A 26,139-nucleotide genomic window follows, 5' to 3' on the forward strand; every position below is an offset into this window, starting at 1 on the left:
TGACCACATGCCGTGATTACAATGGCGGGGACAGGCTTGATCCGTCGCACCCTATACAATCACGGTCATGCAATATATCCATGTCGTCAACGGCGATGTCGCGGGCACCACGCTGCGCCAGGCTCTGGCCCAGGCGGCCCGTCCCGATCCGGTTGTCGTCCTCCGTGACGACCTCGCCGTCGGCCCCATTGCCGATATCGACAGTACCGGCCTGATCCGCTCCGGCTTCTGGCAGCGGGTAGCGCCCCATTCCGATATCGATTTCGCCGCCGAGATGCGCCAGGCGCTGGATCAGTTCCAGGCCCTGCGCCGCGACGACATGGAGGTGGCGATCTGGCATGGCCAGAGCGCGTCAGACCAGTTGATGTTGCGCCGCGTGGTCTTTCATCTCTATCAGACGCCGCAGCGGATCAACGAGGTGGCGATGGACCTGCGCGAGCTGGAAACGCCCACGCATGGCAGCCTGACCGCCATCGGCATGTATTCGGCCGCACGGCTGGCGCGCCGGTTCTCGACCATCGCGCCGGTCTCGGTGCTGCGCCTGGGCCGGCTGGGCTACGAGTGGCAGCAGAACGTCAAGGAAAATGCCGACGTGCGGCTGTGGAAAGGCAACACGCTGGTGCCAGCGGCCTACCACACCGTCGACGACGTGATCCTGGAGCGCGCCCCTGCCGAGTGGACACCGGCCGCCCAAGTGGTGGGCAGCGTGATGGGGGCCATCGAAGGGCTGCTGGCCAGTGACTGGTTCGTGTTCTGGCGCTGCCGTGAGCTGGTCAGCACCGGCCAGCTCGTGCTGCGCGGCAACCCTGAGGCACTCGACACCTGCGAGATCCGTCGCAACAGCCTCGGCGACGACGACGCGTGAACCCGGTCCCTTAATCGACCCAGCAAACCCCAGCGACCCCCGATCGCCCTCCCGGCGAACATTTCGGAGCCATATGGCCAGAACCAAAGCGCCCGATTTCGAGGCGCAACGAGAACAAATCCTTGACCTGGCAGCGGCTGCCTTCGCGGCCACCAGCTACCCGAGCACGTCGATGGCCGATCTGGCCGCCGCGTGCGGCACGTCGAAAGCCCGGCTGTACCACTACTACGAGAGCAAGGAGGCGATCCTGTTCGACCTGCTGGACCGCTATACGTGTCAGCTCATGCAAATCGTCAGCGAGGTGGAAGCGGATAGCACGCGGCGCGGACTGAACAGCCGGGAGACGTTCGGGCACCTGCTGCGCGCCTTCCTGGCCGAATACGAAACGTCGCAGACACGCCATATCGCACTGATCAATGACGTGAAGTTCCTGGCCGAAGAACAGCGCGACCAGATCCTCAGGCGTGAGCGCGACGTGGTGGCCGCTTTCACTCGCCTGCTGCGCCTCGCCTATCCGGACCGGGTCACGGCCGAGAACCAGACCGCGCTGACCATGACGGTGTTCGGCATGATCAACTGGACGTTCACGTGGCTCAAGCCCGGCGGCAAGCTGTCATACGCCCAGTTCGCGGAGATGGTGGTCGACCTCCTCGAAGGCGGCCTGACCCCGCGCGGGCCGGGCGTCACCGGATAGCGCTGCCCCCAGCGGCAGCGCCCGCCCTCAGGACCACTCGGCCTCCTCGCGCTTGCGCCGCTGCTCACGATCCTGCCGGAACATTTCCTCGAGCTCGTCTCGCGCCTGTTTGGTCAGGGACGTCAGCTTCTTCTGGTCTGTGTAGTACGGATAGAACCGGTCGATCCCCTGGATGTTGTGACGGCGGAACCGAAGCGCCACGTTGCGCGCCTCCGCAGGGTCGAAGCCGAGGCCTTCCAGCACGCGGCGCCCCATCATCAGCGACCCCTCGAACATCTCACGCTCGTAGATGCCAACACCCCGGTCCTTGAGCTGGTAGACGTGCGATACATGGCGTGCCCGGGCGCAGATCGTCAACTCCGGCCAGCGTTCACGCACGCGGTCGATCAAGGCGAGGCTGTCTTCCATGCCATCGATCGCCACGACCAGAATCTTCGCCTCCGCCACGCCGGCTGCCTCGAGCAGGTCCACCCGCGTGGCATCGCCGTAGAAAATCTTGAAGCCGTACTGGCGCAGAAACTCGATCTGGTCCGGATCATGGTCGAGCACGGTCACACCGATGCCCTGCGCATAGAGCAGGCGACCGATGATCTGACCATACCGCCCGAAACCCGCGATGATTACCGGGTTGTGCTGCGGCGGGATCACATCGTCGGGCTTCCGCATCAGGATGTGCAGGCGCGGCGCGATCAGCTGATCGAAGACAAGCAACAACAGCGGCGTGGCCACCATCGACAGCGCCACGATCAGGACCAGCAGCGCGTGCATATGCTCGGTCAGCAGGCCAACATTGTCGGCCACCGAAAACACCACGAACGCGAACTCGCCGCCTTGCGAAATCAATAGCCCGAACAGCAACCACTGGCCTCGCGCAATCCCGAACCGGGGCGCGAGCACCGCCAGCACCAGTGTCTTGACCAGTACGAATCCGGCAACCAGCCCAAGTACCTTCCACGGCGCCTGGGCGAGCACGCCGAAGTCGATCGACATGCCGACGGCCATGAAGAACAGGCCGAGCAGCAACCCCTTGAATGGCTCGATGTCGGCTTCCAGCGCGTGTTTGTACTCGGAATCCGCCAGCAGCACGCCGGCGACGAATGTGCCAAGCGCCATCGACACGCCCACCGCTTCCATCATCAGCGCGATGCCAACCACCAGCAGCAGCGCGAAGGCGGTGAACATCTCGCGCATGTCCGTGCGCGCGATGAACCGCAATGCGGGCCGCACCAGGTACCGGCCACCGACCACCACGATGCCGAGTACGGCCACCGCCCTGGCCACCGTTTGCCAGTGAGGCGGGCCGTGGGGTGCGATGTCGGCGGCATCGATCGCCAGCAAGGGCAGCAGCGCGATCATCGGGATCGCAGCGATATCCTGGAACAGCAGAATGCCGAAGCTGGCCGCACCAGCAGGCGTGCCCATCAGGTTCCGCTCGGCCAGGGTAGCAAAGGCAATGGCGGTGGAAGACAGCGCGAGCCCCAGACCTATGACGATCGCAACCTGCCACGACGCACCCAGCAATGCGGCCGCTCCCCCGACTACCAGCGCACACGCCGCCAGCTGGGCCGTGCCGTAGCCAAAGATCGTCTTGCGCAGGTTCTTCAGCTTGCGTGGCTCGAGTTCGAGGCCGATCACGAACATCATCAGGACAACGCCGAACTCCGAGAAATGGAGAATCGACTCGACGTTGGTCACCAGCCTCAGCGCGTAGGGCCCGATTGCCGCACCCGCCAGCAGATATCCGAGCACGGCGCCAAGCCCGAATCGCCGCGCCAGCGGCACGGCCACCACTGCCGCCACCAGGAAGACGACCAGCGCAATCATGAAATCGTGCTGGTTCATGGCGCGTCCTCCCCGCCCAGCTCCGCATCGGTCCACTGTTGCGTTTCAGGGGGTAGCGGTAGCGCCGGCAGATGACGCGCCACATGCTCGATATGGAGCGCCACGGCATCGCTATCGGCGTTGTCGGCGTCATGCAGCACCACCGGCGGGAGCCAGGTCATGCCGCACAACAGCGCGGTCTGTTCGAGCGGCAGCAGGAAATCGGCGATTGGATGGCCATGAGTGCCCTCCGGGCCATAGGCATCGGCATGACCACCGGTGCTGACCACAGCCAGCATCGACTTGCCACGCAGCGCCGTGCCGCCGGGGCCAAAGGCCCAGCCGCTTTCGAGCACATCATCCAGCCACAGCTTGAGAAGCGCGGGCACGCTGTACCAGCGCACGGGAAACTGCAGGACCAGGGTCTCGGCGGTGGACAGCAGGCGTTGCTCGGCGACGACATCGATGTCGTAGTCGACGTAGAGCCGGTACAACTCGCGCACTTCCACATGGGGCAACGCAGCCAGCGCTTCAGCGAGGGGACGGTTAACGCGTGAACGCCTGGGTGACGGATGCGCGAAGATCACAACTACGGGGGGCTCGGTCATGGTGTCTGGGTACGAACGGGTCCAGCGAGTGGCCGGCAGCAGGAGAATGCGGCGTTGCAGCAAATCCACAACACGCCCCCTGGTGACGCCAGGATCGCGCAGCCAAACCGTTGATTTGGCTCAATTTTTCGAAATATCACACTTTTCTGGGTGTGTTGCGGCGCAGGATAGCTTACGCGAGACTGACAATTCCACTACAATAGTTTTCGCGTCGCAGCAACCTAGTGTTTGCCCGGATCCAGTGCATCGTGACACGAAAGTGCACAGGCATCCACCGCGACGATGTTATTTTTATACCGATCACTGAAGAAGGAAACAAAAGTGAACCCGCTCGAACTGAGCAAGGCCGTCGGAGCCGTAACCGACGAAGATCTCCGCCGCGCAGCCGCAGCAAGCCAGGCAGCCCACCGTCACACCGTTCTGGTTCGTGAACTGGCCGCCCATCATCGCTCGCGCCTGCTCAAGCATTTCCTCGCCCTGGGCGAGGAGGATCGCCTGCTCCGTTTTGGCCAGTCGGTGGGTGATCATGTGGTCGAGGCGTACGTCGACAGCATCGACTTCGACCACGACAGCGTGTTCGGCGTCTACGACGAGAGCCTGGAACTGATCGGCGTGGGTCACTTTGCCAACCTGCGCGACAATGCGCAGGGTCGCGTCGCCGAATTTGGCGTGTCGGTCTCCAAGAGCGCGCGTGGCCGCGGTATCGGCAGCGCGCTGTTCGAGCGGGCCGCGATCCACGGACGCAATACCAGCGTGCGTACCCTTTACATGCACTGCCTGTCGCGCAACGCGGCGATGATGCACATCGCCAAGAAGGCCGGCATGAAGGTGCAGTATGCGTACGGTGAAGCCGATGCATACTTGGAATTGACGCCGGCCGACACCGTGAGCCGTCTGACCGAAGCGCTTGACGAGCAAGTTGCCGACCTCGACTACATGATGCGTCGCAATCTGCGCGATGCCCGCCGCTTCGGCCTGCGCTTCTGGCGTTCGCTGGTGCCGCAGAAACATACGGTCTGACACACGCCGCGCTAGCACGCCCAACGTGCTAGCTTGGAAAAGCAAACGGCGCACCCTCGCGGTGCGCCGTTTGCTTTGGTATGGCGTTCAGCCAGCCGATCAGGCGTTGCCAGCTACTGGCAGCGCCGTGGTGTCCTTGATCGATTCGAGTGCGAAGCTCGAACGCACATCGATCACGGAAGGATGCGCAAGCAGTTGCTCCTGCATGAAGCGGGCAAAGTGTTCCATGTCCTCGACATACACCTTGAGCAGCAGGTCCATCTCGCCGGTCATGGCGTGGCAAGCCGCAACTTCGGGCCACGTCTGGATGGCCGCCCGGAAGAGGTCTAGCGGCGCCTTGCCTTTCGGGGTGCCCCCCTGCTTCTCCAGCCTGACGTTGATATAGGCGAGCAGGCCCAGCCCGATCTTGTTGGGCTCCAGCAGCGCTGCATACTGGCGAATGACGCCAATCTCCTCCAGACGACGGATGCGACGCAGACAAGGGCTTGGCGACAGATTCACGCGCTCCGCCACTTCCAGGTTCGTCAGCCTTCCATTGGTCTGCAGGACTTCCAGGATCTTTCGGTCGATCTTGTCCAGCTCCACCTTGCTCACGTTTTGTTGCTCCGCAATATGTTTGTCGGCAATTTTTTTGCGCAAATTTAGCAAGTCGTGCACAAATGCGCAATTTTTTTGATGCGATACCCGCTATCACGGGCCAAATACGCCGATGAAATGCACTGGATTGCACAGGCAAGGATGGTGCCATGATCTTTCGTGAGTCCCGTCCACGAAAAAAAAACGCGACCCGAAGGTCGCGCTCATCTGCCGGTGAAAGTCGGCTTAGTTGCCGCCGCTCGAAGGCGCTGCAGGCGCCGGCGCGGCACCCGGACCGCCAGGGCCGTGGCGCTCCATCCGGTCCATACGTTCCTTGTGCATCTTCTGCATGCTGGCTTCGATCTCAGCCATCGTCACCTTGCCATCGTGATTGGCATCGATCCGATCGAAGCGGTTTGCCATGCGCGGGAAGGCTGCCTTGAACTCGTCGCGGGTCAGCGCACCGTCGTTGTTCTTGTCAGCGGCTTTGAACTTGGCCTCGAAATCAGCCTTCATCTCGGCCCGACGCTGCTCCCACATTGCCTTGTGAAAGGCCGCCAGTTCGGACTTGTCGAGCTTGCCGTCGTGGTTCGTATCGATCTTGTTGAACAGCGCATCAAACTCAGCCTTCGAGATCGCGCCGTCCTTGTCCGTATCGGCCAGCTTCATCAGCCAGTCTCCGCCGCGATGCTCGCCGGGGCCACCCATGCGGTGCATGGGCATGCCTTGCGGGCCGTCGGACGGCGCAGGTGCTGCGGTCTGGGCAAAGGCGCCACCGGCGACCAGGAATACGGCGGAAGCCGCGATGAACTGCTTGAGTGCGTGCGTCTTGTGATTGCGTTGCATGTCTGTGCTCCTTTTCATCACGTTGGGCATGTACGGATTAGAACCCAGACAACCACGCAAGTTTGGCGCTTTTAATACGATGTTACGGGGCTCACAGAACAGACGAGTGCCGTAAACAGACGCAAGATACTCAAACACTGCGCAATATTCTGAAACGTGGGGGCATCCGACAAGCTTAGTCCTTCGCGCCCAGGCTCTCGCCAACCGGGCCTTGCGCAGGCGCATGTTGAGGCGGCGGTGGCACCGGCTGCGCCGGGGATGCGGTGAACTCCTGTGGCTGGGCCGGCGCGTTGACCACCGGCGGCGGGGCGGCCGGGGCCGGCATCGGTGTCGATAGCGGTGCACCGGCACCGGCCGGCGGCGCCGCGCCAAGGTTGCCCGGCCGACCCGCTGTCGGCGTGTTCTGCACCGGCAATGCAATCTCCTGACGCACGCCGTTGCGTTCGATCACGATGTTGCGGCCGTGGATTTCCGTCAAACGAATCTGCGCAGACAGCGATGCGCCGACGCGCACGGCCTTGGGCGGCCCGCCGTCGAGCGACAGAATTGCCGCCGCAGGGCCTACGCCATCCAGATCCGCCACGACGCCGATCAGTTGCACATCGCGAACGCCTGACTGAGCGCTGCCGCCGAATAGCGTCGCCACTGCTCCGGTCTCGACTGGCTCGGTCTGGGCGATACGCGCGGAAGTTGGTACGGGGATCGTCCGCATCGCACTGAATACCAGGACCCAATGGGTCACCAGCGCGCACAGCGCGACAAACAGCGCCAGGCCAGCCAGGCGAGGCATCCAGGCGGCGGACGGGTCGAAACGGAGGGCAGGCCGAAGCAGGGTTGACACAGATCGATACGCCGGGCGGCTCGAATAGGGAGACCGCCTAGCGTACCAGACCCACATGTCACCTGTCGTCTGCCAACTGACGCAATATCAGCAGGCAGATTCGAAGAATGCGACGGCGATCAAAGGATGTCGTCGAGCAGGTCCGGCCCGAACACTTCGCGATGAATATGTCCGACTGGAACGCCCGAGGCGATCAACGCGCGACGCTGTTCCTGCATGAAGCCAAGCGGGCCACACAGATAGAAGCGGGCGTCATTGAAAGCGGCGTTGTCACCAGACTTGAGCAGGGCCTCGACCGGCATCGTGCCGGCGTGGTCGTAGTCGCGCCCCGAGGCATCCACCGACTGCGGCGTTTCATAGCTGACATGGGTACGCAGATTGGGCATCCGCTCGCGCGCCCATGCCAGGTCGCGACGATGCGCGTGCTGACGACCATGACGGGCGGCATGGGCGAACAGCACCGGTCGATGCGGATTTTCGTGTGCGAGCGTGCGCAACACCGAGACCATCGGCGTCACGCCGATGCCTGCCGACATCAGCACGATCGGCTGGCGGCTATCGAGCTCGGGCGCGAAATCGCCCCAAGGGGTGCTCACGTGCAGCGTCGTGCCGACCTGGGCGTTCTCATGCAGCCAGTTCGATACCGTACCCGCCGGCGCGTCGCTTGCGCCATCTTCGCGCTTCACCGAGATACGCCACGTCGGGAGGCCGCGCTCGCCCGAAAGCGAATACTGGCGCAGTTGACGGCGTCCGTCGGCGAACGATGCCTCGACGCTGATGTACTGACCCGGCGCGAAGTCACGCAGCGGCGAGCCGTCTTCGGCGGCCAGCGTCAACGCCACCACCTGATCCCCCTCCTGCTCGCGGTTCACCACGCGCACGCGCAGAAGCTCACCTGCCGCCACGCCATGGCGTTCATAGAGTCGGGCCTCTGCGGCAATCAGTTCGCCGGCCAGCAGCCAGTAGGCTTCGTCCCAGGCGGCCAGCAGCGGCGGCGTGGCGGCGTCGCCCAGCACGGCGGCAATGGCTTCCAGCAGATACTTGCCGACGATCGGATAGTGAGCCGGCGTCAATCCGACCGCCACGTGCTTGTGGACGATGCGCTCGACCACGGGCGCAAGCACGTCGGCACGATCGATGTTGGCCGCATAGGCGAACACTGCCGAGGCCAGCGATTGCTGCTGCGAGCCATTGGCCTGATTGCCCATGTTGAAAATGCGCTTCAGTTCGGGGCGCGCCGCGAACATCTCTCGGTAGAAATGTGTCGTGATCGCAAGACCGTGCTCACGCAGCACGGGGACGCTGGCATCGATATAGGGGCGGGAAGCAGCGGACAACATCAGCAAAACTCCTTGAATCATGCATGTAAAATGCATGTTTTTGCACACAATAAAGCCGGCAGACGACATGGGTCGGGGTGGCCCCCCGAATCCTTATGCCACGTGCCGGCTCAGGAAATCTCGATGCAGGCTGATGATCGATTCGGCCGTGCGGCTACCTGACACATCGGCCAGGGTCACACCATCCAGCGCGCGATAGAACGCCTCTTCGGCGTCATCGAGTGCCCGTTTCAAACGGCAATTGCCATTCAAGGCACATGGCGGATCGGCGCAGTCGATGATGGCCTTGCGGCCTTCGAGCTCGCGCAGGATCGCGCCAACGGACAGTTTCTCCGCTCCCGGGCCGAGTTGCAGACCGCCGTGGCGCCCGCGCGTTGCCGAAATCCAGCCGAGCTTCGACAACCGCGCAGCCACCTTTACGAGGTGGTTATGCGAGATATCGAATTGCTGGCCAACCTCGGCAATCGTGATTGGCCGGCTGCCGTCGCCGCGTGATACATACATCAGCAGGCGCAGCGCGTAGTCGGAGAATCGGGTCAGTTGCATCGTGACTGGAATCATAGATAACGTGCATCGCCAATGCAAGATTTTTGATGCAATGCAGCATTAGGCACAGCCGGATCTGCCTCAGCACATTAAACAGTCATGCGGCGGCGGTTATACTTTCCGATCATATCCGCCGTGCTGCTTGCCTCGGCGCGGCTCTCTCCCGACATACAAGTCCAAGGCACTATTCACGATGCGCAGATTCGCCAGCCAGCCCGACACCCGACTCCCCAGCCAACGCCGCCGCGCGCGCGGCTTCACCCTGATCGAAATCATGGTGGTGATCGTGATCCTGGGGGTGCTCGCGGCCCTGGTGGTGCCGAAAATCATGAGCCGCCCCGATGAGGCACGCATCGTCGCGGCGCGTCAGGACATCTCGTCGGTCATGCAGGCGCTGAAGCTTTACCGTCTCGACAACGGCCGCTACCCGACCACCGAACAGGGTCTGGCGGCGCTGGTGACCAAGCCGACCATCGAGCCCGTTCCCAACAACTGGAAGGGTGGTGGTTACCTGGAAAAGCTGCCGAAGGACCCGTGGGGTCACCCGTACCAGTACCTGAACCCCGGCGTACGCGGTGAGATCGACGTGTTCAGCTTCGGTGCCGATGGCCAGCCCGGCGGCACCGGCAACGACGCCGACATCGGCAACTGGGAATAAGCGCCCTTTCTGATCCATGCGCCCGGCGACACCACGCGGCCTGACCGCATTCGCTCCTTGTCGCCGGACGTGCCGCCGGGTCCCCGGCTTCACCCTGCTCGAACTGCTGGTGGTCATGGTGATCGCCGGCATTGTTATCTCGCTGGTGGCCGTCAATGCTTCGCCCAACGAACGCGGGCGCGTGCTCGACGACGGCCAGCGCATCGCCCGCCTCTTCGAACTCGCCCAGGAAGACGCCCAGCTTGGCGCCCGCCCAATCGCCTGGGAGGGTGATGCCGGGGGCTGGCGCTTTCTCGAATCCACGCCGCAGGGCTGGGTGCCGATGCGGACCGATATCTTCGCGCCTGGTCAATGGCGGGTACGCCTGGACGGCGCCGTCATTGCCGAAGGCGGGCGCCGCCTGGGTACCGGCCCGGTTCGACTGGTCTTTGGGCGCGAGCTGATCGACGAACCGCAGCGCCTGATCCTCACGAGCGGCGCCATTCGCGTCGATGTGACCGGCGATGGCAGCGGCCGCTACGTGGCCACGGTCCTGCAATGAGCGCGCCTCGCCTTCTTCAACATCGCCGCGAAGGCTTCACGCTGATCGAGGTACTGGTCGCGCTGACGATCCTCGCAGTGGCCCTGACCGCCGCCATGCGGGCGATGGGTTCGATGACCGAGTCGAGCATATCGCTCCAGCAGCGCATGCTGGCTGAGTTCAGCGCCGAGAACCACCTCGCCACATTGCGACTTTCGAAGACCTGGCCCGAGCCCGGCACGCGTGGCTATGACTGCCCGCAGGGCGGCGCCACGCTCTGGTGCGAGGAGTCCGTCACGAGCACGCCGAATCCCTCCTTCCGGCGCGTCGAGATCTCCGTCTTCCCTTCGGCCACCAACAAGTCCGTGCGGCTGGCCTGGCTCGTCACGCTGGTTCCGAATGAAACGCGCAATGTCCTCTGACCGCGGCCGCGGCTTCACGCTGCTCGAGATGCTGGTGGCGATCACGCTGCTGGCCGTGATGGCCGTGATCGGATGGCGCGCGCTCGATTCGATGACGCGCACCCGTGAACGTCTGGTCGATCACGACAAGCGGCTCGATACGCTCAAGGTGCTCTATGGCCAATTCCAGTCCGACTGCGAGCACCTGACCCTGCCTGCGCTGCTGCAGGCCAGCCCGGTGGAACTCGCCCAGAATCAGATACTGATGGTGCGCGATCGACGCGATGCCGGCTCGCCGCCGGCCTGGCAGGTCGTGTCCTATCGCCTGGACGGCAACACGGTCGTCCGCGCGGCAAGCCGCCCGGCGATGTCGCGCAACGAGGTACAGAACGCCATTCAGTCGATGCGTCAGACGGCCGCCACGACAGGTGTCCAGCTGCGTCCGCTGCTGCCCGACGCCGAGCAGCTTTCCGCACGGGTCTGGGTGGAGCCGTCCGGTTGGCTGACGGACACCGGGCGCATTCGGGCCGCGCTGCAGCAAGGCAGCGCCGCGGCGGCAGTCGGCGCCAGCGATGCGCAGCCTGGCCTCGATCTTGTGGCGAAGACCGTGGCGATCCGTGCAGTCGAACTGACGGTCCTGGCCCGCATGGGCGACGGCGACGTACCCCGCCAGTTCCAGAAGATCTGCACGACGGGACTGTGACCGTGCGCCATCACCCCCCTCCCTCCTTCATGCGATCCCGCCAGCGTGGCGCCGCTGTCGTCACGGCGCTGCTGATCGTGACGCTGGCCGTGGTGGTGGTCTCCGGCATGCTCTGGCGCCAGCAGGTGCAGATCCGCTCGATCGAGAATCAACGGCTGATGGCGCAGGCCCAGTGGATCGAGCGCGCCGCGGTGGACTGGGCACGCCTGATTCTGCGCGACGACCAGCGCCGCTCGAACGTCGACTACCTCGGCGAGCCGTGGTCGGTCCCGGTGGCCGAAACACGCCTGTCCGATTTTCTCGGCGCCGGGCTTCGCACCGATCAGGCCGGAGAAACGTCGTTCCTCTCCGGACGCATCCTGGATGCCCAGGCACGTTTCAACCTGACCAACCTCTATCAGTCGACGTCCGGCGAATCCGGTCTCACGATCTCGATCGACCCCGCATCGATGCAGGCATTCGGACGCCTGCTTCAAACGCTCGGCATGAACGCTGCGCTGGCGGAGAGCACTGCGCAATATGTCCTGCGCGCAGCCAAGGGTGGATCGGGCGACGGGCAACCCGTGCCGAGGCCGCCAGACAGCGTGCAAAGCCTGCTGGCGATTCCGGGCTTCACCCCGGAGATGATCGACACGCTCGAACCGTTCGTGACGGTGCTGCCCGAACGCACCACGGTCAACGCCAATACCGCGGACGCGGAGGTGCTGGCCGCCGTGATCGACAAGCTGCCGCTGGACCGCGCGCGCGAGCTTGTCCGCCAGCGCGACCGCGCCTATTTCAACAACACTGGCGACATCACGACACAGTTGCAGACGATTGCACCAAAGGCGGTGATCACGGCCAACACGCTCGACGTGAGCTCGCGCTACTTCCTGATCTACGGTCTGGTGCGGCACGATCGGGCGCGCCGCCTCAAGGTATCGCTGGTCGAGCGCCAGAATGTGCAGGGCAGCGGCAATACGACCCGCGTCGTCTGGTCGCGCGATGCCGATGCCATGCCCCCGTCGAACTAACTGGCCGACGCGCATCAGGTTTTGTCCTGCGACAGCGTTAGATTCTGCCGCCTGCAAATTGGGATGGGACGCTATTGACGCGAGTTAGTCACACAGGCAAGGTATGCTGCTGCGCCGAACCTGGGCGGCTGTCTGCCGCTATTCCAGGCTATCCCCCGCAACGATTTGCGTCGCCCGGACGCCCCTGTCGGGCAACTCCCGCGCGACTTTTCCACTGATTACAGGGAAATTTTGAGTACCACCCTCTACGTCCGCCTGCCGCATCGGCCGCACGATCAGCCGCAACCGTGGCAGTTCGGCGCCATGCCATTTGCGCTGGTACGCACGCCCGTAGGGGATAAGAATCGCCGCCAGGCGGCCGAACAGGCACCCGAGCTGTTGCGCGAAGGCCACGCCGTGCCGTCCGAGATGCCGCCGGCAGACCGCCTGGTGCTGATCGTGGCCGCCAGCGATGTCCTGCTGACGGCGGCCATGGTCCCGCCTCTGCCGCCAGTACGGATGCGCCTCGCGCTACCGAACCTCGTGGAGGACGTGCTGGCCACCGACGCCGCTCCATGCCATATCGCCCTGGGGCCGGCATTCGATGGCGCCGGTTCAGCACGTGGCCCGCGCCGCCGCTTGCTGATGGTGACCGACCGCGCCTGGATGCGCGCAGCGCTCGACCAGTTCGCAGAACACAAGCATCGCCGCCGCCATGTGGTGGCCGCCCAGCTTTGCCTGCCGCTCGCGGCCCCAGTCACGGCCCCCGAACCGGCGCCAGAGCCGGAACCGGCGCTGGCCACCGCGGATGGTCCCGTATCTCCGGCCCGCGCCGCTGCGCAGTCGGCGCCAACGGAAGTGGGCACGGTCGATACCAGTCCGGAACAACCCGCCACGCTGGTCGTGGAAGCCGCCACCTCCACACTCGCGCAATCAGCGCTGTTGCTCGACACCGCGGCACCTGCGCCGGGCGAACTGTCGCGCCTGTGGCAATTGACTGTGCGCACCGGCCCGTACGAGGGCTACGGTCTGCTGCTCGATGACCGTGCGCTGTCGACATGGCAGCTCCTGGCGCCGGCCGGTCAATGGCATGGCGACAACGCGGCCCTGGCGAACGCGCCAGTACCGGCGCTACAAGGCAAGCGTCCGCCGATGCACGCATCGCGTGCCTCCGAGACCTGGCGCATCTGGCTGGCTGGTATCGAGGAATGCCTGCAGCAGCCGCAGCTCGATCTGGCGCAGTTCGAATTCGCCCAAGGGCGCATGGACCGCTGGAACGTGCGCGCATGGCGCTGGCCGGCCCTGCTGGTCGTCGCGCTCCTGCTCGTGCAGATCGTCGGCATGAACGTGCAATGGCTGACGCTTCGCAAGGAAGCCAAGCGTCTGGAGGCGGCTCAGGTCGATCTGCTGCACACAGCATTTCCGAACGTGCCGCCGGTAGCCGAGCCCATTCTGCTGATGCGCCGCCAGGTGGAGCAATTGCGCACGGCCAGCGGTCGCAGCACACCCAACGATTTCCTGCCGCTCGCCGACGGCTTTGCGCGCGCCGCGCGCGATCTGCCGCCCGATGCGCTGCTCCAGCTCGAATACCGCGCCGCGACGCTCTACGTGACGCTCAAGCCCGGCACCAACACCTCCGCACTGCAGAACGCCGTGCGCCAGGCCGGTCTGCAGATGGATGAAGACAGAAGCCCGCCCGATGCGGCGAGCCGCAGCGGGGGCGCCCCGGCGCCGACCGGTTCGCACTGGACCGTGAAGGCGGAAGGCGGGACGGCATCATGAGATCAGGCATGTCAACCAACATGGCCACGCGCCTCGCCCGCTTCAAGCCGCGCGTCCCCGATCGGTGGCGCGAGCAGGTCGACGTATTCTGGACCGCACGCAATCCGCGCGAACAGGCCATCCTCGGCGGTGGCGCGGTGGTGCTTGTGCTGGTCTTTGGCTACCTGCTGCTGTGGGAGCCGGCCTCCGTCGAGGGAGCGCGGCTGATGCGCAACCTGCCGGTGCTGCGTGCGGATCTGGCCGAGATGGAAACATTGGCGCAGGAAGCACGCGGCCTGTCGGCCAATCGCGCCCCGTCACTGCGTGGCGACGCGCTGACCCAGGCGCTGCAGGACAGCCTGGTGCAGCACGGCCTGAAGGCCACGCGCCTGATGACGACCGGCGACAACGCCGTCCAGATTCAGTTGGACAAGGTGCCGTTCGGGTCCGTGGCCGGTTGGCTGCAGGACGTGCGGCTACAGCAACGACTGAAGGTCACTGATACACGTATCAGCTATGTGGGCGCCACGGCGTTGGTCAACATGACCGCGACGCTGCAGGGCCCCGGCACCGGCGGCCGGTGATGGCGCGGCTCGAAGCCCTGCGTCTCCCGCGACAGCGCATCCGCGCGTCGCGCGGCTGGCGGCGCGTGCGCTGGACGTTGCTTTGCATCGCCACTGTCGGCGTCACCGTACTGGTATCGATGCCGGCCACGTGGCTGGCCGAACGCATCGCCGGCGAGACGCAACGCCGGGTGCTGCTGGCCGACGCGGCAGGCACGATATGGCACGGCAGCGCCACGCTGGCGCTGTCAGCGGGCACGGGCAGCCAGACCGCCACGGTACTGCCGGGGCGGCTGACCTGGGACGTGGCGTTCTGGCCATTGCTCACGGGCACGGCCCGCGTGACCGTCTCGCACAGCGAGGCGATGAGCACGCCGACGACGGTAGCCGTCACGCCGTCGGGCTGGACCGTGACGCCGGGCAGCATCCGCCTGCCGGCGTCACTGCTAGAGGGCGTCGGTGCGCCTTTCAATACGCTGCGCCCCGACGGCATGATGCGTATCGACTGGTCGGCGCTGCAAGGCAAGTTCGCCGGCAACCAGAAGTACGGGCACCTGTCGATGCAACTCGAGCAGATGTCCGCCGCAGTAAGCCGGTTGCGCCCGTTGGGCAGCTACCGCGCCGAGGTCGAGCTGACCGGCGCGGACGGCACGCTGCAACTGAAAACCACGGCCGGGCCGCTGTACCTGGAGGGCAGCGGCACGATCGGCCGGCAGGCGCGCTTCGATGGCACGGCACGTACCGACCCCGAAGCGGCCACCCAGCTGGCAGGCCTGATGAGCCTGCTGGGACGACATGAGAACAATGTGACCAGGCTGCGCTACTGAGGACCCGTCCTCGGCAGCCCGCCTTGAATCGATGATGAAAACCCGAGCCAACCAACCCGTCTTTCGTACCGCCTGCGCCCGCGCCGTCGTCCTGCTGTGCGGCCTGTCGCTGCTGGCGCCCGCCCCGCTCTGGGCCCAGCCATCCCAGCAGCCACCGCAACCGAACGACATCGGCTCGCGCAGCAATCGCGACCAGGTGGTGCTGAACTTCGTCAACGCCGATCTGGAGTCGGTGGTGAAGGCGGTCGGTCAGGCCACCGGCAAGAACTTCGTGATCGATCCGCGCGTGAAGGGCACCGTGAATCTGGTCACGGAGCAGCCGGTCTCGCGCGCGCAGGCGCTGGAAACGCTCGGTTCCGTGCTGCGGATGCAGGGTTACGCGATGGTCCAGTCCAACGGCTTCACCAAGGTCGTACCCGAAGCCGATGCCAAACTGCAGGGCTCGCCCACGGTTGTCGGTCCCAGCAGCAATCGCGGCGACCAGGTGGTGACGCAGGTCTTCCGCCTGAACTACGAATCGGCCAACAACCTGGTGCCAGTGCTGCGGCCGATGATCGCGCCGAACAACACGATCACCGCTTACCCGGCCAACAACACGCTGGTCATCACCGACTACGCGGACAATCTGCGCCGTCTGGCACGGATCATCGCCGCGGTGGATGCGCCCGCGTCCGGCGAAGTGGAGCTGATTCCGCTCAAGAACGCGATCGCCAGCGATGCAGCAGTGGTCCTGCAGAAACTGCTCGACCCGACCGCCGCCGCAGGTGGAGCCGGCGCTGGCGACGCGAGCCTGCGCACGACCGTCGTGGCGGAACCGCGCAGCAACTCGCTGATGATCCGCGCCTCCAGCCGCGCACGCGTGCAGCAGGCACGCCAGCTCATCGAGAAGATCGACCAGCCGTTCGCGCGCCCTGGCAACATCTGGGTGGTGCCGCTCAGGAATGCCGACGCCGTGAAGCTCGCGGCCACGCTGCGGGCCATCGTTGCGGCAGACAGCAGTTTCTCCAGCTCGACGCAACCCGGCGGCGGCGCGACGGGCGGCGCCGCAATGCAATCCACCTCATTGCCGCAAGGCGGCCAGTACACCGGCGGCAATACCGGCAACTACAACCGCAGCGGCTCCGGCGGCGGCTTCGGCAGCGGCGGCAGCAACGCGTTCTCCGCATCGTTCGCGGTCAACCAGCAGCCAACCACGGGCGGCATCGTCCAGGCCGACCCGTCGACGAACTCGCTGATCATTACCGCCAGCGAGCCGGTGTACCGCAATCTGCGCGGCGTGATCGACGACCTCGACGCGCGGCGCGCGCAGGTCTACATCGAATCGATGATCGTGGAGGTCAGCGGCACGCTGGACAGCCAGCTTGGCATCCAGTGGCAAGGGCTGATCAATTCGGGCGGCAACACCGTCGGCTTCGCGGGGACCAACTTCGGTACCGGCGGCCAGAACATCATCAACCTGACTGCGGCGGCCGCGCTCTACAACCAGAACAAGACCGCCGGCCTGGCGGCCATCAGTGGCCTCGTGCCCGATGTGGGCGGCCTGAATCTTGGGGTGATCAACAAGGCCATCGGCCTGGGCGCGCTGCTCCACGCGCTGGGACAGAACACCAGCGTGAACCTGCTGTCCACGCCGAACCTGATCACACTCGAGAACGAGGAAGCGAAGATCCTCATCGGCCAGAACATTCCGATCACCACGGGATCGTACGCACAGACTGGCAGTTCGACCTCGGTGACGCCGTTCCAGACGTTCGACCGCAAGGATGTCGGCATCACGCTGCGCGTGCGCCCACAGATTTCCGAAGGCGGCTTGGTCAAGATGCAGATCTACCAGGAGTCTTCGCAAGTGGCGCCCGGCACGCTCACCAACCCGCAGGGCCCCACCACGAACGTGCGATCGATCGAAACCAATGTGCTCGTGGACGATGGCCAGATCATCGTGCTGGGCGGCCTGATCGAGGACAACTACGGCGACAACGTCCAGAAAGTGCCGCTGCTCGGAGACATCCCCTACCTCGGCTCGTTGTTCCGCTACGAGAACAAGACCCGCTCGAAGACCAATCTGCTGGTGTTCCTGCGCCCCTACGTGATGCGCACCACCACCGCCACGGATCGTCTGACGCAGGATCGCTACGACTTCATCCGCGGCCAGCAGCAGAACTTCGTCTCGCCGAACATGGTGGTCCGCGAGCTGAACACACCCGTGCTGCCGCCGGCCGATGCGCCGACCGCGCCGTTCGTCGACCCGCGCTACAACGGTCCGGTGCCCGGCCCGGTGCCCCTTGCGCCGGGACAACCGTCCACGTCCGCACCCGCGCCACAGACCGTGCCGCAGCCGGTACAGCGGCCGCTCTCGCAGACCACTTCCGGCCAGGGCGCGTAAGGTCGAACATCATCATGGCAACCGATACGCCAGTGACGGCACCCGCCGCGACAGAAACGCCACTCGAAGCCCCGTCGCCGATGGCGGCGCGGCTGGTCTCGTACACGTTCTCGCGCGAAGCACCGCTGCTGATCGCGCACCAACGCCCCGACGGACTCGAAGTCTGGGTCAGCCGCAAGACCTCTCCGGCCGCGCTGGCCGAGGTGGCGCGCGTGCACGGCGCGTTGCATCTGCGCGTGCTGGAACAGGCCGAACTCGAGGCGGCGATGTCCGACGCCTATAACCGCCAGGACGGCACCGCCGCGCAGGTGGTGGGCGAGGTGGAAGGCGAAGTCGATCTGTCGCGCCTGATGCAGGACATCCCGGCCGTGGAAGACCTGCTCGAGTCCGAGGACGATGCGCCAATCATCCGCATGATCAATGCGCTGCTGACGCAGGCCGCGCGCGAGCAGGCTTCCGATATCCACATCGAGCCGTTCGAATCGGCATCGGTCGTGCGTTTCCGTGTGGATGGCACGCTGCGCGACGTGGTGCGTCCGAAGAAGGCGCTGCATGGTGCCCTGATCTCGCGGATCAAGATCATGGCGCAGCTCGACATTGCCGAGAAACGGTTGCCGCAGGATGGCCGCATCACGCTACGCGTGGGCGGACGGCCGGTGGACGTGCGCGTATCCACGCTGCCGACCGGACACGGCGAGCGCGCGGTGCTGCGTCTGCTCGACAAGGAAGCGGGCCGTCTCGATCTGGCCAAGCTCGGCATGGCGCGCTCGACGCTGGGCAGCTTCGATGATCTGATTCGCCAGCCACACGGCATCGTGCTGGTGACCGGACCCACGGGCTCGGGCAAGACCACGACGTTGTACGCGGCGCTATCGCGGCTGGACTCCCATACGACCAACATCATGACCGTCGAGGACCCGATCGAATACGATCTCGACGGCATCGGACAGACGCAGGTCAACGCGCGCATCGACATGACCTTCGCGAAGGCCCTGCGCGCGATTCTGCGTCAGGACCCGGACGTGGTCATGATCGGCGAAATCCGCGACCTCGAAACCGCGCAGATCGCGGTGCAGGCTTCGCTGACCGGCCACCTCGTGCTGGCCACGCTGCACACCAACGATTCAGCCTCAGCCGTAACTCGGCTGGTCGACATGGGCATCGAGCCGTTCCTGCTTTCCTCGTCGCTGATCGGCGTGCTGGCGCAGCGGCTGGTGCGCCGTCTCTGCCCGCACTGCAAGCGCGAGGAAGTCATCGAAGTCACACCGGGCGAATCCGAGACGCTTCTTGCCGACGGCAAGCCACTGCAGCGCGTATGGCACCCGGTTGGTTGCGACAAGTGCGGAAATTCCGGCTATCAAGGCCGTATGGGTGTGTATGAACTGCTGACTGTCGATGCCGAAATCCAGACGATGATCCACCGCCAGCAGCCCGAGTCCGAGATCAAGCAACGGGCGCTGGCCAAGGGCATGCACACGATGCGCGGTGATGCGCAGCGCTGGATCGACAGCGGCGCCACTTCGCTTGAAGAAGTGCTGCGCGTGTCGCGCGACTAGAGCGAAGGAGCCCGCGCAGTATGCCCGCCTATCGCTATGAAGCCGCCGACGCCGCCGGCCGTGCAGATCGCGGCGTCATCGAGGCCGACAGCCCAAAGCAGGCGCGCGCGCAACTTCGCGCACGCGGACTGACGCCGATCATCGTTGACCCGCTAGCCGGCGCTGGGCTGGCCAAGCGCAGCGGCAGCAGCGCGTTCGTGCGCCGGCTGTCGACGCAGGAGCAGGCGCTGTTCACGCGCCAGCTCGCCAGCCTGATCGTGTCGGGCCTGCCGCTCGACGAAGCCCTGGGCGCGCTTGCCGATCAAGCCGAACGCCAGTACGTGCATGAGCTCCTTGCGGGCATCCGCGCCGAAGTCATGGGCGGCAGCTCGCTCTCCGTGGCGCTGGCCCAGCACCCCAAGGATTTTCCGGACATCTACCGTGCGCTGGTTTCTGCCGGCGAGCATTCGGGCCATCTCGGCATGGTGCTCGAACGGTTGGCCACCTACATCGAGACGCGCAACACGCTGACGTCGAAGATCCGGCTCGCGTTCACGTACCCAGCCATCGTCACGGTGGTGGCGTTCGCGATCGTGATCTTCCTGCTGTCGTATGTGGTGCCGCAGGTGGTCAGCGTGTTTGCCAACACCAAGCAGAAGCTGCCCACGCTGACCGTGATCATGCTGGCGCTGTCAGATTTCGTGCGCAACTGGTGGTGGGCCGCGCTGGGTGTCATCGCCGCGGTCGTGGCAATCATTCGCAGCCTGCTGAAGCAGCCCGACGTTCGTCTGGCATGGCACCGCTGGCTACTGACCGCGCCGCTGGTCGGCAAGCTGATTCGCGGGTACAACACGGCGCGCTTCGCCAGCACGCTGTCGATTCTCGTATCGGCCGGCGTGCCGATCCTGCGCAGCCTGCAAGCCGCCGGAGAAACACTGACCAATCAGGCGCTCAAGGCCAACGTCGAAGACGCCACCACGCGCGTGCGCGAAGGCGCATCGCTGGCGCGCGCGCTGGCTGCCCAGAACCAGTTTCCTCCGGTGTTGGTGCACCTGATCCGGTCCGGCGAGGCCACCGGCAACCTGCCGACGATGCTCGACCGCGCAGCCACCGGCGAAGGCCAGGAACTGGAGCGCCGTACGCTGTTCCTGACCAGCCTGCTTGAGCCACTGCTGATTCTGACGATGGGTGTGGTGGTGCTGATGATCGTGCTGGCCGTGCTAATGCCGATCATCGAGATCAATCAGCTGGTCAGATAGCGCGTCAGTTGTTGAGGCGCTGACTCTCTCCCGCGCAAGGGAGAGAGGAACAAACCGATTGCGTTGAATCTGCACGAGGTTCTCGTCCTCTCCCGCCTGCAGGAGAGGACAGCGACGTCAGACCACGACGGCGCTTACTCCGCTGCAGCCGCCTTCTTCGCCGGCGCCCGCTTGCGCGGTGCGGCCTTCTTTGCCGCAGGCTTCTTCTTCGCCGGCTTCTTGGCTTCCTCCGCAGGCGCTGCCGCCTTCGTCTCCTCGGGCACGTCTACCTGTGCCGACAGCACGGTCGCGCCGGGCGCCGAGAACACCGACTGGTCGATCGGCCACGGGGTATCGCTCAGCGTGACATCGGGACGCTTGCCGCGCTTGCCGCCCGCCTTCGGCCTCTCGGTGGAGACCTCCACGGCCTCCTGAATCAGCGTTGAGGCGGAACCGGCTGCGTCGTCGTCTTCCTCTTCCGTCACCCGAGCGGGCTCGGTTGCCGGTATGACTGCCACGGGTTCGGGCGCGGGCTGCACGGGTCGTGCGGGTGCCGGGGCCGGACGCTGCTGCTGTGGCTGGGCTTGCTGCGATGGCTGCTGCGACTGGGACGGCTGGGACGACTGCCCCTGCTGCTGCGGCTGCTGTTGCTGCTGCGGTTGCGCCGGCTGCGGCTGCCCACCACCCTCACCCTTGTTGCGCTTCTTCAGCCGCACCCAGAGGGTCTTGTTATTGCCGCCATTGCGCGTTTCCACCTCGAACAGGTTCGTCGCCGTCACCAGCTCCGAAAGCTTGCCGTAGCCATAGTTACGCGAATCGAATTCCGGGGCCTGCTTGGCGATGTAGTTGCCGATGCCACCGAGCGTGGACCAGCCATCCTCGTCGGACACGGCTTGCGACGCGCTCTGCAGCAGCCGCACCAGACGCGAATCCTGGCGCAGTTCCTGGGTCGTGCGCTTGCGTGCCGGCGCGCTCCCGGTCTCGGAGTCGGAATCCGAATCGGCGTCCGCGCGCAGCACATCGGAGTAGATGAACTTGTCGCACGCGGTCACGAACGGCTTCGGCGTCTTGCGTTCGCCGAAACCGTAGACGGTCAGGCCCTGTTCGCGGATGCGCGATGCCAGGCGCGTGAAATCGCTATCGCTGGAGACGATGCAGAACCCGTCGAAGCGGCCCGTGTAGAGCAGGTCCATCGCGTCGATGATCATCGCGCTGTCGGTGGCGTTCTTGCCCACGGTGTAGCGGAACTGCTGGATCGGCTGGATCGAGTGCGCCAGCAGGCGGTCCTTCCAGCCCGACAGGTTAGGACGCGTCCAGTCGCCGTAGATACGCTTGACGGCGGCAACGCCGTACTTGGCCACTTCGGCCAGCAGGCCTTCGACGATGGCAGGCGCCGCGTTGTCGGCATCGATCAGCACGGCCAGGGTCGCGCCCTGGCGAGGAGTATTGGTCATGGTCGGAGTTGGATGGGGCGGGTTGCACCACGACAGGATACGCCGTGGTGGCGCGCGGTCTACATCGTGGCTCGCGCGTGCGCCGTTTGGATGCACCGCAGTGTACACGTGTGGCGTATGCGTATACGGGAAATCACGGGGGTCCCGGGCGCGATTTATGCTGCATCGCACGGTACCGCGGCCTGCACGCCGGTGCTACCATGCCGCGCAGAGACACGGTCGTCCAATGGCTCCAAAAGAGACTGCGAACGGCTGCCCACAACTGATGTGTCGGTGATCCCGACAGCATGCCCCTAGAGGAGCACAAATGAATGCCCCACTGACCCCTCCGGTCAGCGACGCCATCCGTCGCGCGCTCGAAAACGTTTCCCTCGAAGACAAGTACACGCTGGAACGCGGCCGCATCTACATCAGCGGCACGCAGGCACTGGTACGTCTTCCGATGCTGCAACAGGAACGCGACCGCGCCTCCGGCCTGAATACCGCAGGCTTCATCTCCGGCTACCGCGGCTCGCCGCTCGGCGCGCTCGACCAGTCACTCTGGAAAGCCAAGAAGCACCTTGCGGCGCACAACGTCGTGTTCCAGGCCGGCCTGAACGAAGACCTTGCCGCCACCTCCGTCTGGGGATCGCAGCAGGTCAACATGTATCCGGACGCCAAGTTCGATGGCGTGTTCGGCATGTGGTACGGCAAGGGTCCGGGTGTCGACCGCACCGGCGACGTCTTCAAGCACGCCAACTCGGCCGGCTCCAGCAGGCACGGCGGCGTACTGGTGCTGGCCGGTGACGATCACTCGGCCAAGTCCTCCACGCTGGCGCACCAGTCGGAACACATCTTCAAGGCCTGCGGCCTGCCCGTGCTCTACCCGTCGAATGTGCAGGAGTACCTGGACTACGGCCTGCATGGCTGGGCGATGAGCCGCTACTCGGGTCTGTGGGTGGCCATGAAGTGCGTGACCGATGTGGTGGAATCTTCGGCATCGGTTGAACTCGACCCGCACCGCGTGCGGATCGTTCTGCCCGATGACTTCGCGCTGCCCCAGGGCGGCCTGAATATCCGCTGGCCGGACCCGCCGCTGGAACAGGAAGCCCGCCTGCTCGACTACAAGTGGTACGCGGGGCTGGCCTATGTGCGCGCCAACAAGATCGACCGCATCGAGATCGATTCGCCGCACGCGCGCTTCGGCATCATGACCGCTGGCAAGGCCTATCTCGACACGCGCCAGGCACTGTCCGACCTGGGGCTGGACGACGAGACCTGCGCCCGCATCGGCATCCGGCTCTACAAGGTGGGCTGCGTGTGGCCGCTCGAAGCGCATGGCGCGCGTGCGTTCGCCGAGGGTCTGCATGAAATCCTGGTCGTCGAAGAAAAGCGCCAGATCATGGAGTACGCGCTCAAGGAAGAGCTGTACAACTGGCGCGACGACGTGCGTCCCAAGGTCTACGGCAAGTTCGACGAGAAGGACAACGCGGGTGGCGAATGGTCGATCCCGCAGAACAACTGGCTGCTGCCGGCGCACTACGAGCTGTCCCCGGCGATCATCGCCAAGGCCATCGCCACGCGGCTCGAGAAGTTCGACCTGCCGAGCGACATCCGCGCGCGCATCGAGGCGCGCCTGGCCCTGATCCAGGCGAAGGAAAAAGCGCTGGCCACGCCGCGCGTCACCGCCGAGCGCAAGCCGTGGTTCTGCTCGGGCTGTCCGCACAACACGTCGACCAACGTGCCCGAGGGTTCGCGCGCGCTGGCCGGCATCGGCTGCCACTACATGACGGTCTGGATGGACCGCAATACCAGCACGTTCAGCCAGATGGGCGGCGAAGGCGTGGCGTGGATCGGCCAGGCGCCGTTTGCCGGCGATAACCACGTGTTCGCCAATCTGGGCGACGGCACGTACTTCCACTCCGGCCTGCTGGCGATCCGCGCGTCGATCTCGGCCGGTGTGAACATCACCTACAAGATCCTCTACAACGACGCGGTGGCAATGACCGGCGGCCAGCCCGTCGACGGTCAGCTTTCGGTGCAGGACATCGCTTTCCAGGTGGCCGCCGAGGGTGCGAGGAAGATCGTCATCGTCACGGACCAGCCCGAGAAGTACAACAGCGCGATCAAGCTGCCCGAGGGTCTGACCGTGCATCCACGCGAGGAACTCGACAACATCCAGCGCGAACTGCGCGAGGTGCCTGGCTGCACGATCCTGATCTACGACCAGACCTGCGCCACGGAGAAGCGTCGCCGCCGCAAGCGCGGCACGTTCCCTGATCCGGCACGCCGCGCGTTCATCAACGACGCCGTGTGCGAAGGCTGCGGCGACTGCTCGGTCAAGTCGAACTGCCTCTCCGTGGAACCGCTGGAGACCGAACTCGGCACCAAGCGCCAGATCAACCAGTCGTCGTGCAACAAGGACTTCTCGTGCGTGAACGGCTTCTGCCCGAGCTTTGTCACGGCCGAAGGCGCGCAGGTGCGCAAGCCTCAGGCCACTGGCATGTCGATGGGAGGACTGCCCGCGCTGCCCGAACCCGTGCTGCCGACGATGCGCCGTTCGTACGGCATCCTCGTGACCGGCGTGGGCGGTACCGGCGTGGTGACGATCGGCGGCCTGCTCGGCATGGCGGCGCACCTGGAGAACAAGGGTGTGACGGTGCTCGACATGGCCGGCCTGGCGCAGAAAGGTGGCGCCGTGCTGTCGCATGTGCAGATCGCGGCCAAGCCGGATGACCTGCACGCCACGCGCATCGCGATGGGCGAGGCCGATCTCGTGATCGGTTGCGACGCCATCGTGTCGGCCACCGATGAGGTCATCTCGAAGACGCAGACGGGCCGCACGCGTGCCGTGGTCAACACGGCACAAACCCCGACCGCCGCGTTCATCAAGGACCCGAAGTGGCAGTTCCCGGGCCTGTCCGCCGAGCAGGACATCCGCAATGCGGTCGGCGAGGCCTGCGACTTCATCAATGCCAGCGCGCTGGCCGTGGCGCTGCTTGGTGACGCGATCTACACGAACCCGCTGGTGCTGGGCTACGCGTGGCAGAAGGGCTGGATTCCGCTGTCGCTCGAAGCGCTCGTGCGTGCGATCGAACTGAACGGTGTCTCGGTCGACAAGAACAAGGCCGCATTCGACTGGGGCCGCCACATGGCGCACGACCCCGATCACGTGCTGTCGCTTACCGGCAAGCTCAAGACGCAGACGGAAGGCGCGGATGTGGTGAAGCTGCCGACGTCGTCGGGCGCGCTGCTGGAGAAGCTGATCACCAATCGCGTCGACCTGCTGACGAAGTACCAGAACGCGGCCTACGCCGAGCAGTATCGCGACGCGGTGAATCGCGTGCGCGCGGCGGAAAGCGCGCTGGTGGGCGCAGGCAAGCCGCTGCCGCTGACGGAAGCCGCGGCACGCAACCTGGCCAAGCTGATGGCGTACAAGGACGAGTACGAAGTGGCGCGCCTGTACACCGACCCCATCTTCCTGGACAAGCTGCGTGCGCAGTTCGAAGGCGAGCCGGGCCGTGACTATCAGCTGAACTTCTGGCTCGCGCCGCCGACCACGGCCAAGCGCGATGACAAGGGTCATCTGGTCAAGCGCCGCTTCGGCCCGTCGACCATGACGCTGTTCCGTATGTTGGCCAAGCTCAAGGGCCTGCGCGGCGGACCGCTCGACATCTTCGGCAAGACCGAAGAGCGTCGCACGGAACGCGCGCTGATCGGCGAGTATCGTTCGCTGCTCGACGAGCTGTCGAAGGGTCTGAGCGCGGCCAACCACGATACGGCGGTGGCGCTGGCGAACGTGCCCGACGATATTCGCGGGTTCGGTCATGTGAAGGAAAACAACCTCAAGGCGGCACGCGGTCGGTGGGAAAAGCTGCTCGCCCAGTTCCGCAATCCGCAGGCGGGGCAGCAGGCAGCCTGATTGCGGCGGAGCAGAACGGCGGCGCGGGAGTGAATCCCGCGCCGTT

The 26,139-nt window shown here is 65.2% G+C and carries 23 protein-coding genes; 15 read left to right on the top strand and 8 right to left on the bottom strand.

The features are described from left to right. Nucleotides 1–67 precede the first annotated feature (67 nt). Nucleotides 68–865, top strand: a complete 798-nt coding sequence (locus RMET_RS16950) for a DUF1835 domain-containing protein (protein WP_011517811.1) — start codon at nucleotides 68–70, stop codon at nucleotides 863–865. Between the two features lie 73 nt (nucleotides 866–938). Then, nucleotides 939–1,559, top strand: a complete 621-nt coding sequence (locus RMET_RS16955) for a TetR/AcrR family transcriptional regulator (RefSeq protein WP_011517812.1) — start codon at nucleotides 939–941, stop codon at nucleotides 1,557–1,559. Nucleotides 1,560–1,586: 27 nt separating this feature from the next. Here RMET_RS16955 and kefC read toward each other — a convergent pair whose 3' ends face one another. Together kefC and kefF are read right to left on the bottom strand one after the other, a co-directional pair. Then, nucleotides 1,587–3,401 carry a glutathione-regulated potassium-efflux system protein KefC gene (gene kefC / locus RMET_RS16960; RefSeq protein ID WP_011517813.1) on the bottom strand — a complete coding sequence of 605 codons (1,815 nt, stop codon included), beginning with the start codon at nucleotides 3,399–3,401 and terminating at the stop codon, nucleotides 1,587–1,589. After that, the gene (kefF, locus tag RMET_RS16965; protein WP_024569359.1) at nucleotides 3,398–3,988 is read right to left on the bottom strand and encodes a glutathione-regulated potassium-efflux system oxidoreductase KefF; all 591 of its coding nucleotides are present in this window, start codon (nucleotides 3,986–3,988) and stop codon (nucleotides 3,398–3,400) included. Before kefF ends, kefC begins: the two co-directional genes overlap by 4 nt. Nucleotides 3,989–4,309: 321 nt before the next feature. On the opposite strand from kefF, the gene RMET_RS16970 reads away from it, so the two are divergent. Next, nucleotides 4,310–5,008: a GNAT family N-acetyltransferase gene (locus RMET_RS16970; protein WP_029306890.1), complete on the top strand. Its 699-nt coding sequence runs from the start codon at nucleotides 4,310–4,312 to the stop codon at nucleotides 5,006–5,008. Between the two features lie 99 nt (nucleotides 5,009–5,107). Here RMET_RS16970 and RMET_RS16975 read toward each other — a convergent pair whose 3' ends face one another. The 5 genes from RMET_RS16975 to RMET_RS16995 form a co-directional block, all read right to left on the bottom strand. After that, the gene (locus RMET_RS16975) at nucleotides 5,108–5,602 is read right to left on the bottom strand and encodes an Lrp/AsnC family transcriptional regulator (protein WP_008647119.1); all 495 of its coding nucleotides are present in this window, start codon (nucleotides 5,600–5,602) and stop codon (nucleotides 5,108–5,110) included. A 228-nt stretch (nucleotides 5,603–5,830) separates the two neighbouring features. Continuing rightward, the gene (locus tag RMET_RS16980) at nucleotides 5,831–6,430 is read right to left on the bottom strand and encodes an EF-hand domain-containing protein (RefSeq protein WP_029306889.1); all 600 of its coding nucleotides are present in this window, start codon (nucleotides 6,428–6,430) and stop codon (nucleotides 5,831–5,833) included. 175 nt (nucleotides 6,431–6,605) lie between these two features. Then, nucleotides 6,606–7,220 (bottom strand): general secretion pathway protein, encoded by a 615-nt coding sequence (locus RMET_RS16985; RefSeq protein ID WP_011517817.1) that lies wholly within the window; start codon nucleotides 7,218–7,220, stop codon nucleotides 6,606–6,608. A 170-nt stretch (nucleotides 7,221–7,390) separates the two neighbouring features. Continuing rightward, entirely contained in the window at nucleotides 7,391–8,611 is a 1,221-nt protein-coding gene (locus RMET_RS16990) for a globin domain-containing protein (RefSeq protein ID WP_029306887.1), read from the bottom strand. 93 nt (nucleotides 8,612–8,704) lie between these two features. After that, entirely contained in the window at nucleotides 8,705–9,157 is a 453-nt protein-coding gene (locus RMET_RS16995; protein ID WP_024569529.1) for an RrF2 family transcriptional regulator, read from the bottom strand. Between the two features lie 193 nt (nucleotides 9,158–9,350). Here RMET_RS16995 and gspG point away from each other — a divergent pair, with 193 nt between their 5' ends. The 11 genes from gspG (at nucleotide 9,351) to gspF (ending at nucleotide 20,759) form a co-directional block, all read left to right on the top strand. Next, on the top strand, nucleotides 9,351–9,815 hold the full coding sequence (gene gspG, locus RMET_RS17000) for a type II secretion system major pseudopilin GspG (protein ID WP_011517819.1): 465 nt from the start codon (nucleotides 9,351–9,353) through the stop codon (nucleotides 9,813–9,815). A gap of 16 nt (nucleotides 9,816–9,831) precedes the next feature. Continuing rightward, nucleotides 9,832–10,356, top strand: coding sequence for a prepilin-type N-terminal cleavage/methylation domain-containing protein (locus RMET_RS17005; RefSeq protein ID WP_011517820.1), 525 nt, complete (start codon nucleotides 9,832–9,834; stop codon nucleotides 10,354–10,356). After that, complete coding sequence (gspI, locus tag RMET_RS17010) at nucleotides 10,353–10,757, top strand: type II secretion system minor pseudopilin GspI (protein WP_011517821.1); 405 nt, start codon at nucleotides 10,353–10,355, stop codon at nucleotides 10,755–10,757. The genes RMET_RS17005 and gspI overlap by 4 nt, the downstream gene beginning before the upstream one ends. Beyond that, the gene (locus RMET_RS17015; RefSeq protein ID WP_011517822.1) at nucleotides 10,747–11,439 is read left to right on the top strand and encodes a PulJ/GspJ family protein; all 693 of its coding nucleotides are present in this window, start codon (nucleotides 10,747–10,749) and stop codon (nucleotides 11,437–11,439) included. The genes gspI and RMET_RS17015 overlap by 11 nt, the downstream gene beginning before the upstream one ends. Nucleotides 11,440–11,468: 29 nt before the next feature. Further along, the gene (gene gspK, locus RMET_RS17020; protein ID WP_029306884.1) at nucleotides 11,469–12,452 is read left to right on the top strand and encodes a type II secretion system minor pseudopilin GspK; all 984 of its coding nucleotides are present in this window, start codon (nucleotides 11,469–11,471) and stop codon (nucleotides 12,450–12,452) included. Nucleotides 12,453–12,683: 231 nt separating this feature from the next. Next, nucleotides 12,684–14,213 (top strand): type II secretion system protein GspL, encoded by a 1,530-nt coding sequence (gene gspL / locus RMET_RS17025; RefSeq protein ID WP_011517824.1) that lies wholly within the window; start codon nucleotides 12,684–12,686, stop codon nucleotides 14,211–14,213. A gap of 8 nt (nucleotides 14,214–14,221) precedes the next feature. Beyond that, nucleotides 14,222–14,776 (top strand): type II secretion system protein M, encoded by a 555-nt coding sequence (locus RMET_RS17030; protein WP_141192902.1) that lies wholly within the window; start codon nucleotides 14,222–14,224, stop codon nucleotides 14,774–14,776. Further along, a complete protein-coding gene (locus tag RMET_RS17035) occupies nucleotides 14,776–15,582 on the top strand; it encodes a type II secretion system protein N (RefSeq protein WP_011517826.1) in 807 nt (268 codons plus the stop codon). The genes RMET_RS17030 and RMET_RS17035 overlap by 1 nt, the downstream gene beginning before the upstream one ends. A gap of 34 nt (nucleotides 15,583–15,616) precedes the next feature. After that, entirely contained in the window at nucleotides 15,617–17,965 is a 2,349-nt protein-coding gene (gspD, locus tag RMET_RS17040) for a type II secretion system secretin GspD (protein WP_035822516.1), read from the top strand. A gap of 80 nt (nucleotides 17,966–18,045) precedes the next feature. Then, nucleotides 18,046–19,521 carry a type II secretion system ATPase GspE gene (gene gspE / locus RMET_RS17045; RefSeq protein ID WP_029306883.1) on the top strand — a complete coding sequence of 492 codons (1,476 nt, stop codon included), beginning with the start codon at nucleotides 18,046–18,048 and terminating at the stop codon, nucleotides 19,519–19,521. A gap of 20 nt (nucleotides 19,522–19,541) precedes the next feature. Further along, nucleotides 19,542–20,759: a type II secretion system inner membrane protein GspF gene (gspF, locus tag RMET_RS17050; RefSeq protein ID WP_011517829.1), complete on the top strand. Its 1,218-nt coding sequence runs from the start codon at nucleotides 19,542–19,544 to the stop codon at nucleotides 20,757–20,759. Nucleotides 20,760–20,893: 134 nt separating this feature from the next. Here the strand turns inward: gspF and RMET_RS17055 are convergent, their stop codons facing one another. Then, nucleotides 20,894–22,192, bottom strand: a complete 1,299-nt coding sequence (locus RMET_RS17055) for an NYN domain-containing protein (RefSeq protein WP_011517830.1) — start codon at nucleotides 22,190–22,192, stop codon at nucleotides 20,894–20,896. A gap of 307 nt (nucleotides 22,193–22,499) precedes the next feature. On the opposite strand from RMET_RS17055, the gene RMET_RS17060 reads away from it, so the two are divergent. Beyond that, nucleotides 22,500–26,093 carry an indolepyruvate ferredoxin oxidoreductase family protein gene (locus tag RMET_RS17060; protein ID WP_011517831.1) on the top strand — a complete coding sequence of 1,198 codons (3,594 nt, stop codon included), beginning with the start codon at nucleotides 22,500–22,502 and terminating at the stop codon, nucleotides 26,091–26,093. The last annotated feature ends 46 nt before the right edge of the window (nucleotides 26,094–26,139 follow it).

This window comes from Cupriavidus metallidurans CH34 (assembly GCF_000196015.1).
In the GTDB taxonomy this organism is placed as follows: Bacteria; Pseudomonadota; Gammaproteobacteria; order Burkholderiales; family Burkholderiaceae; genus Cupriavidus; species Cupriavidus metallidurans.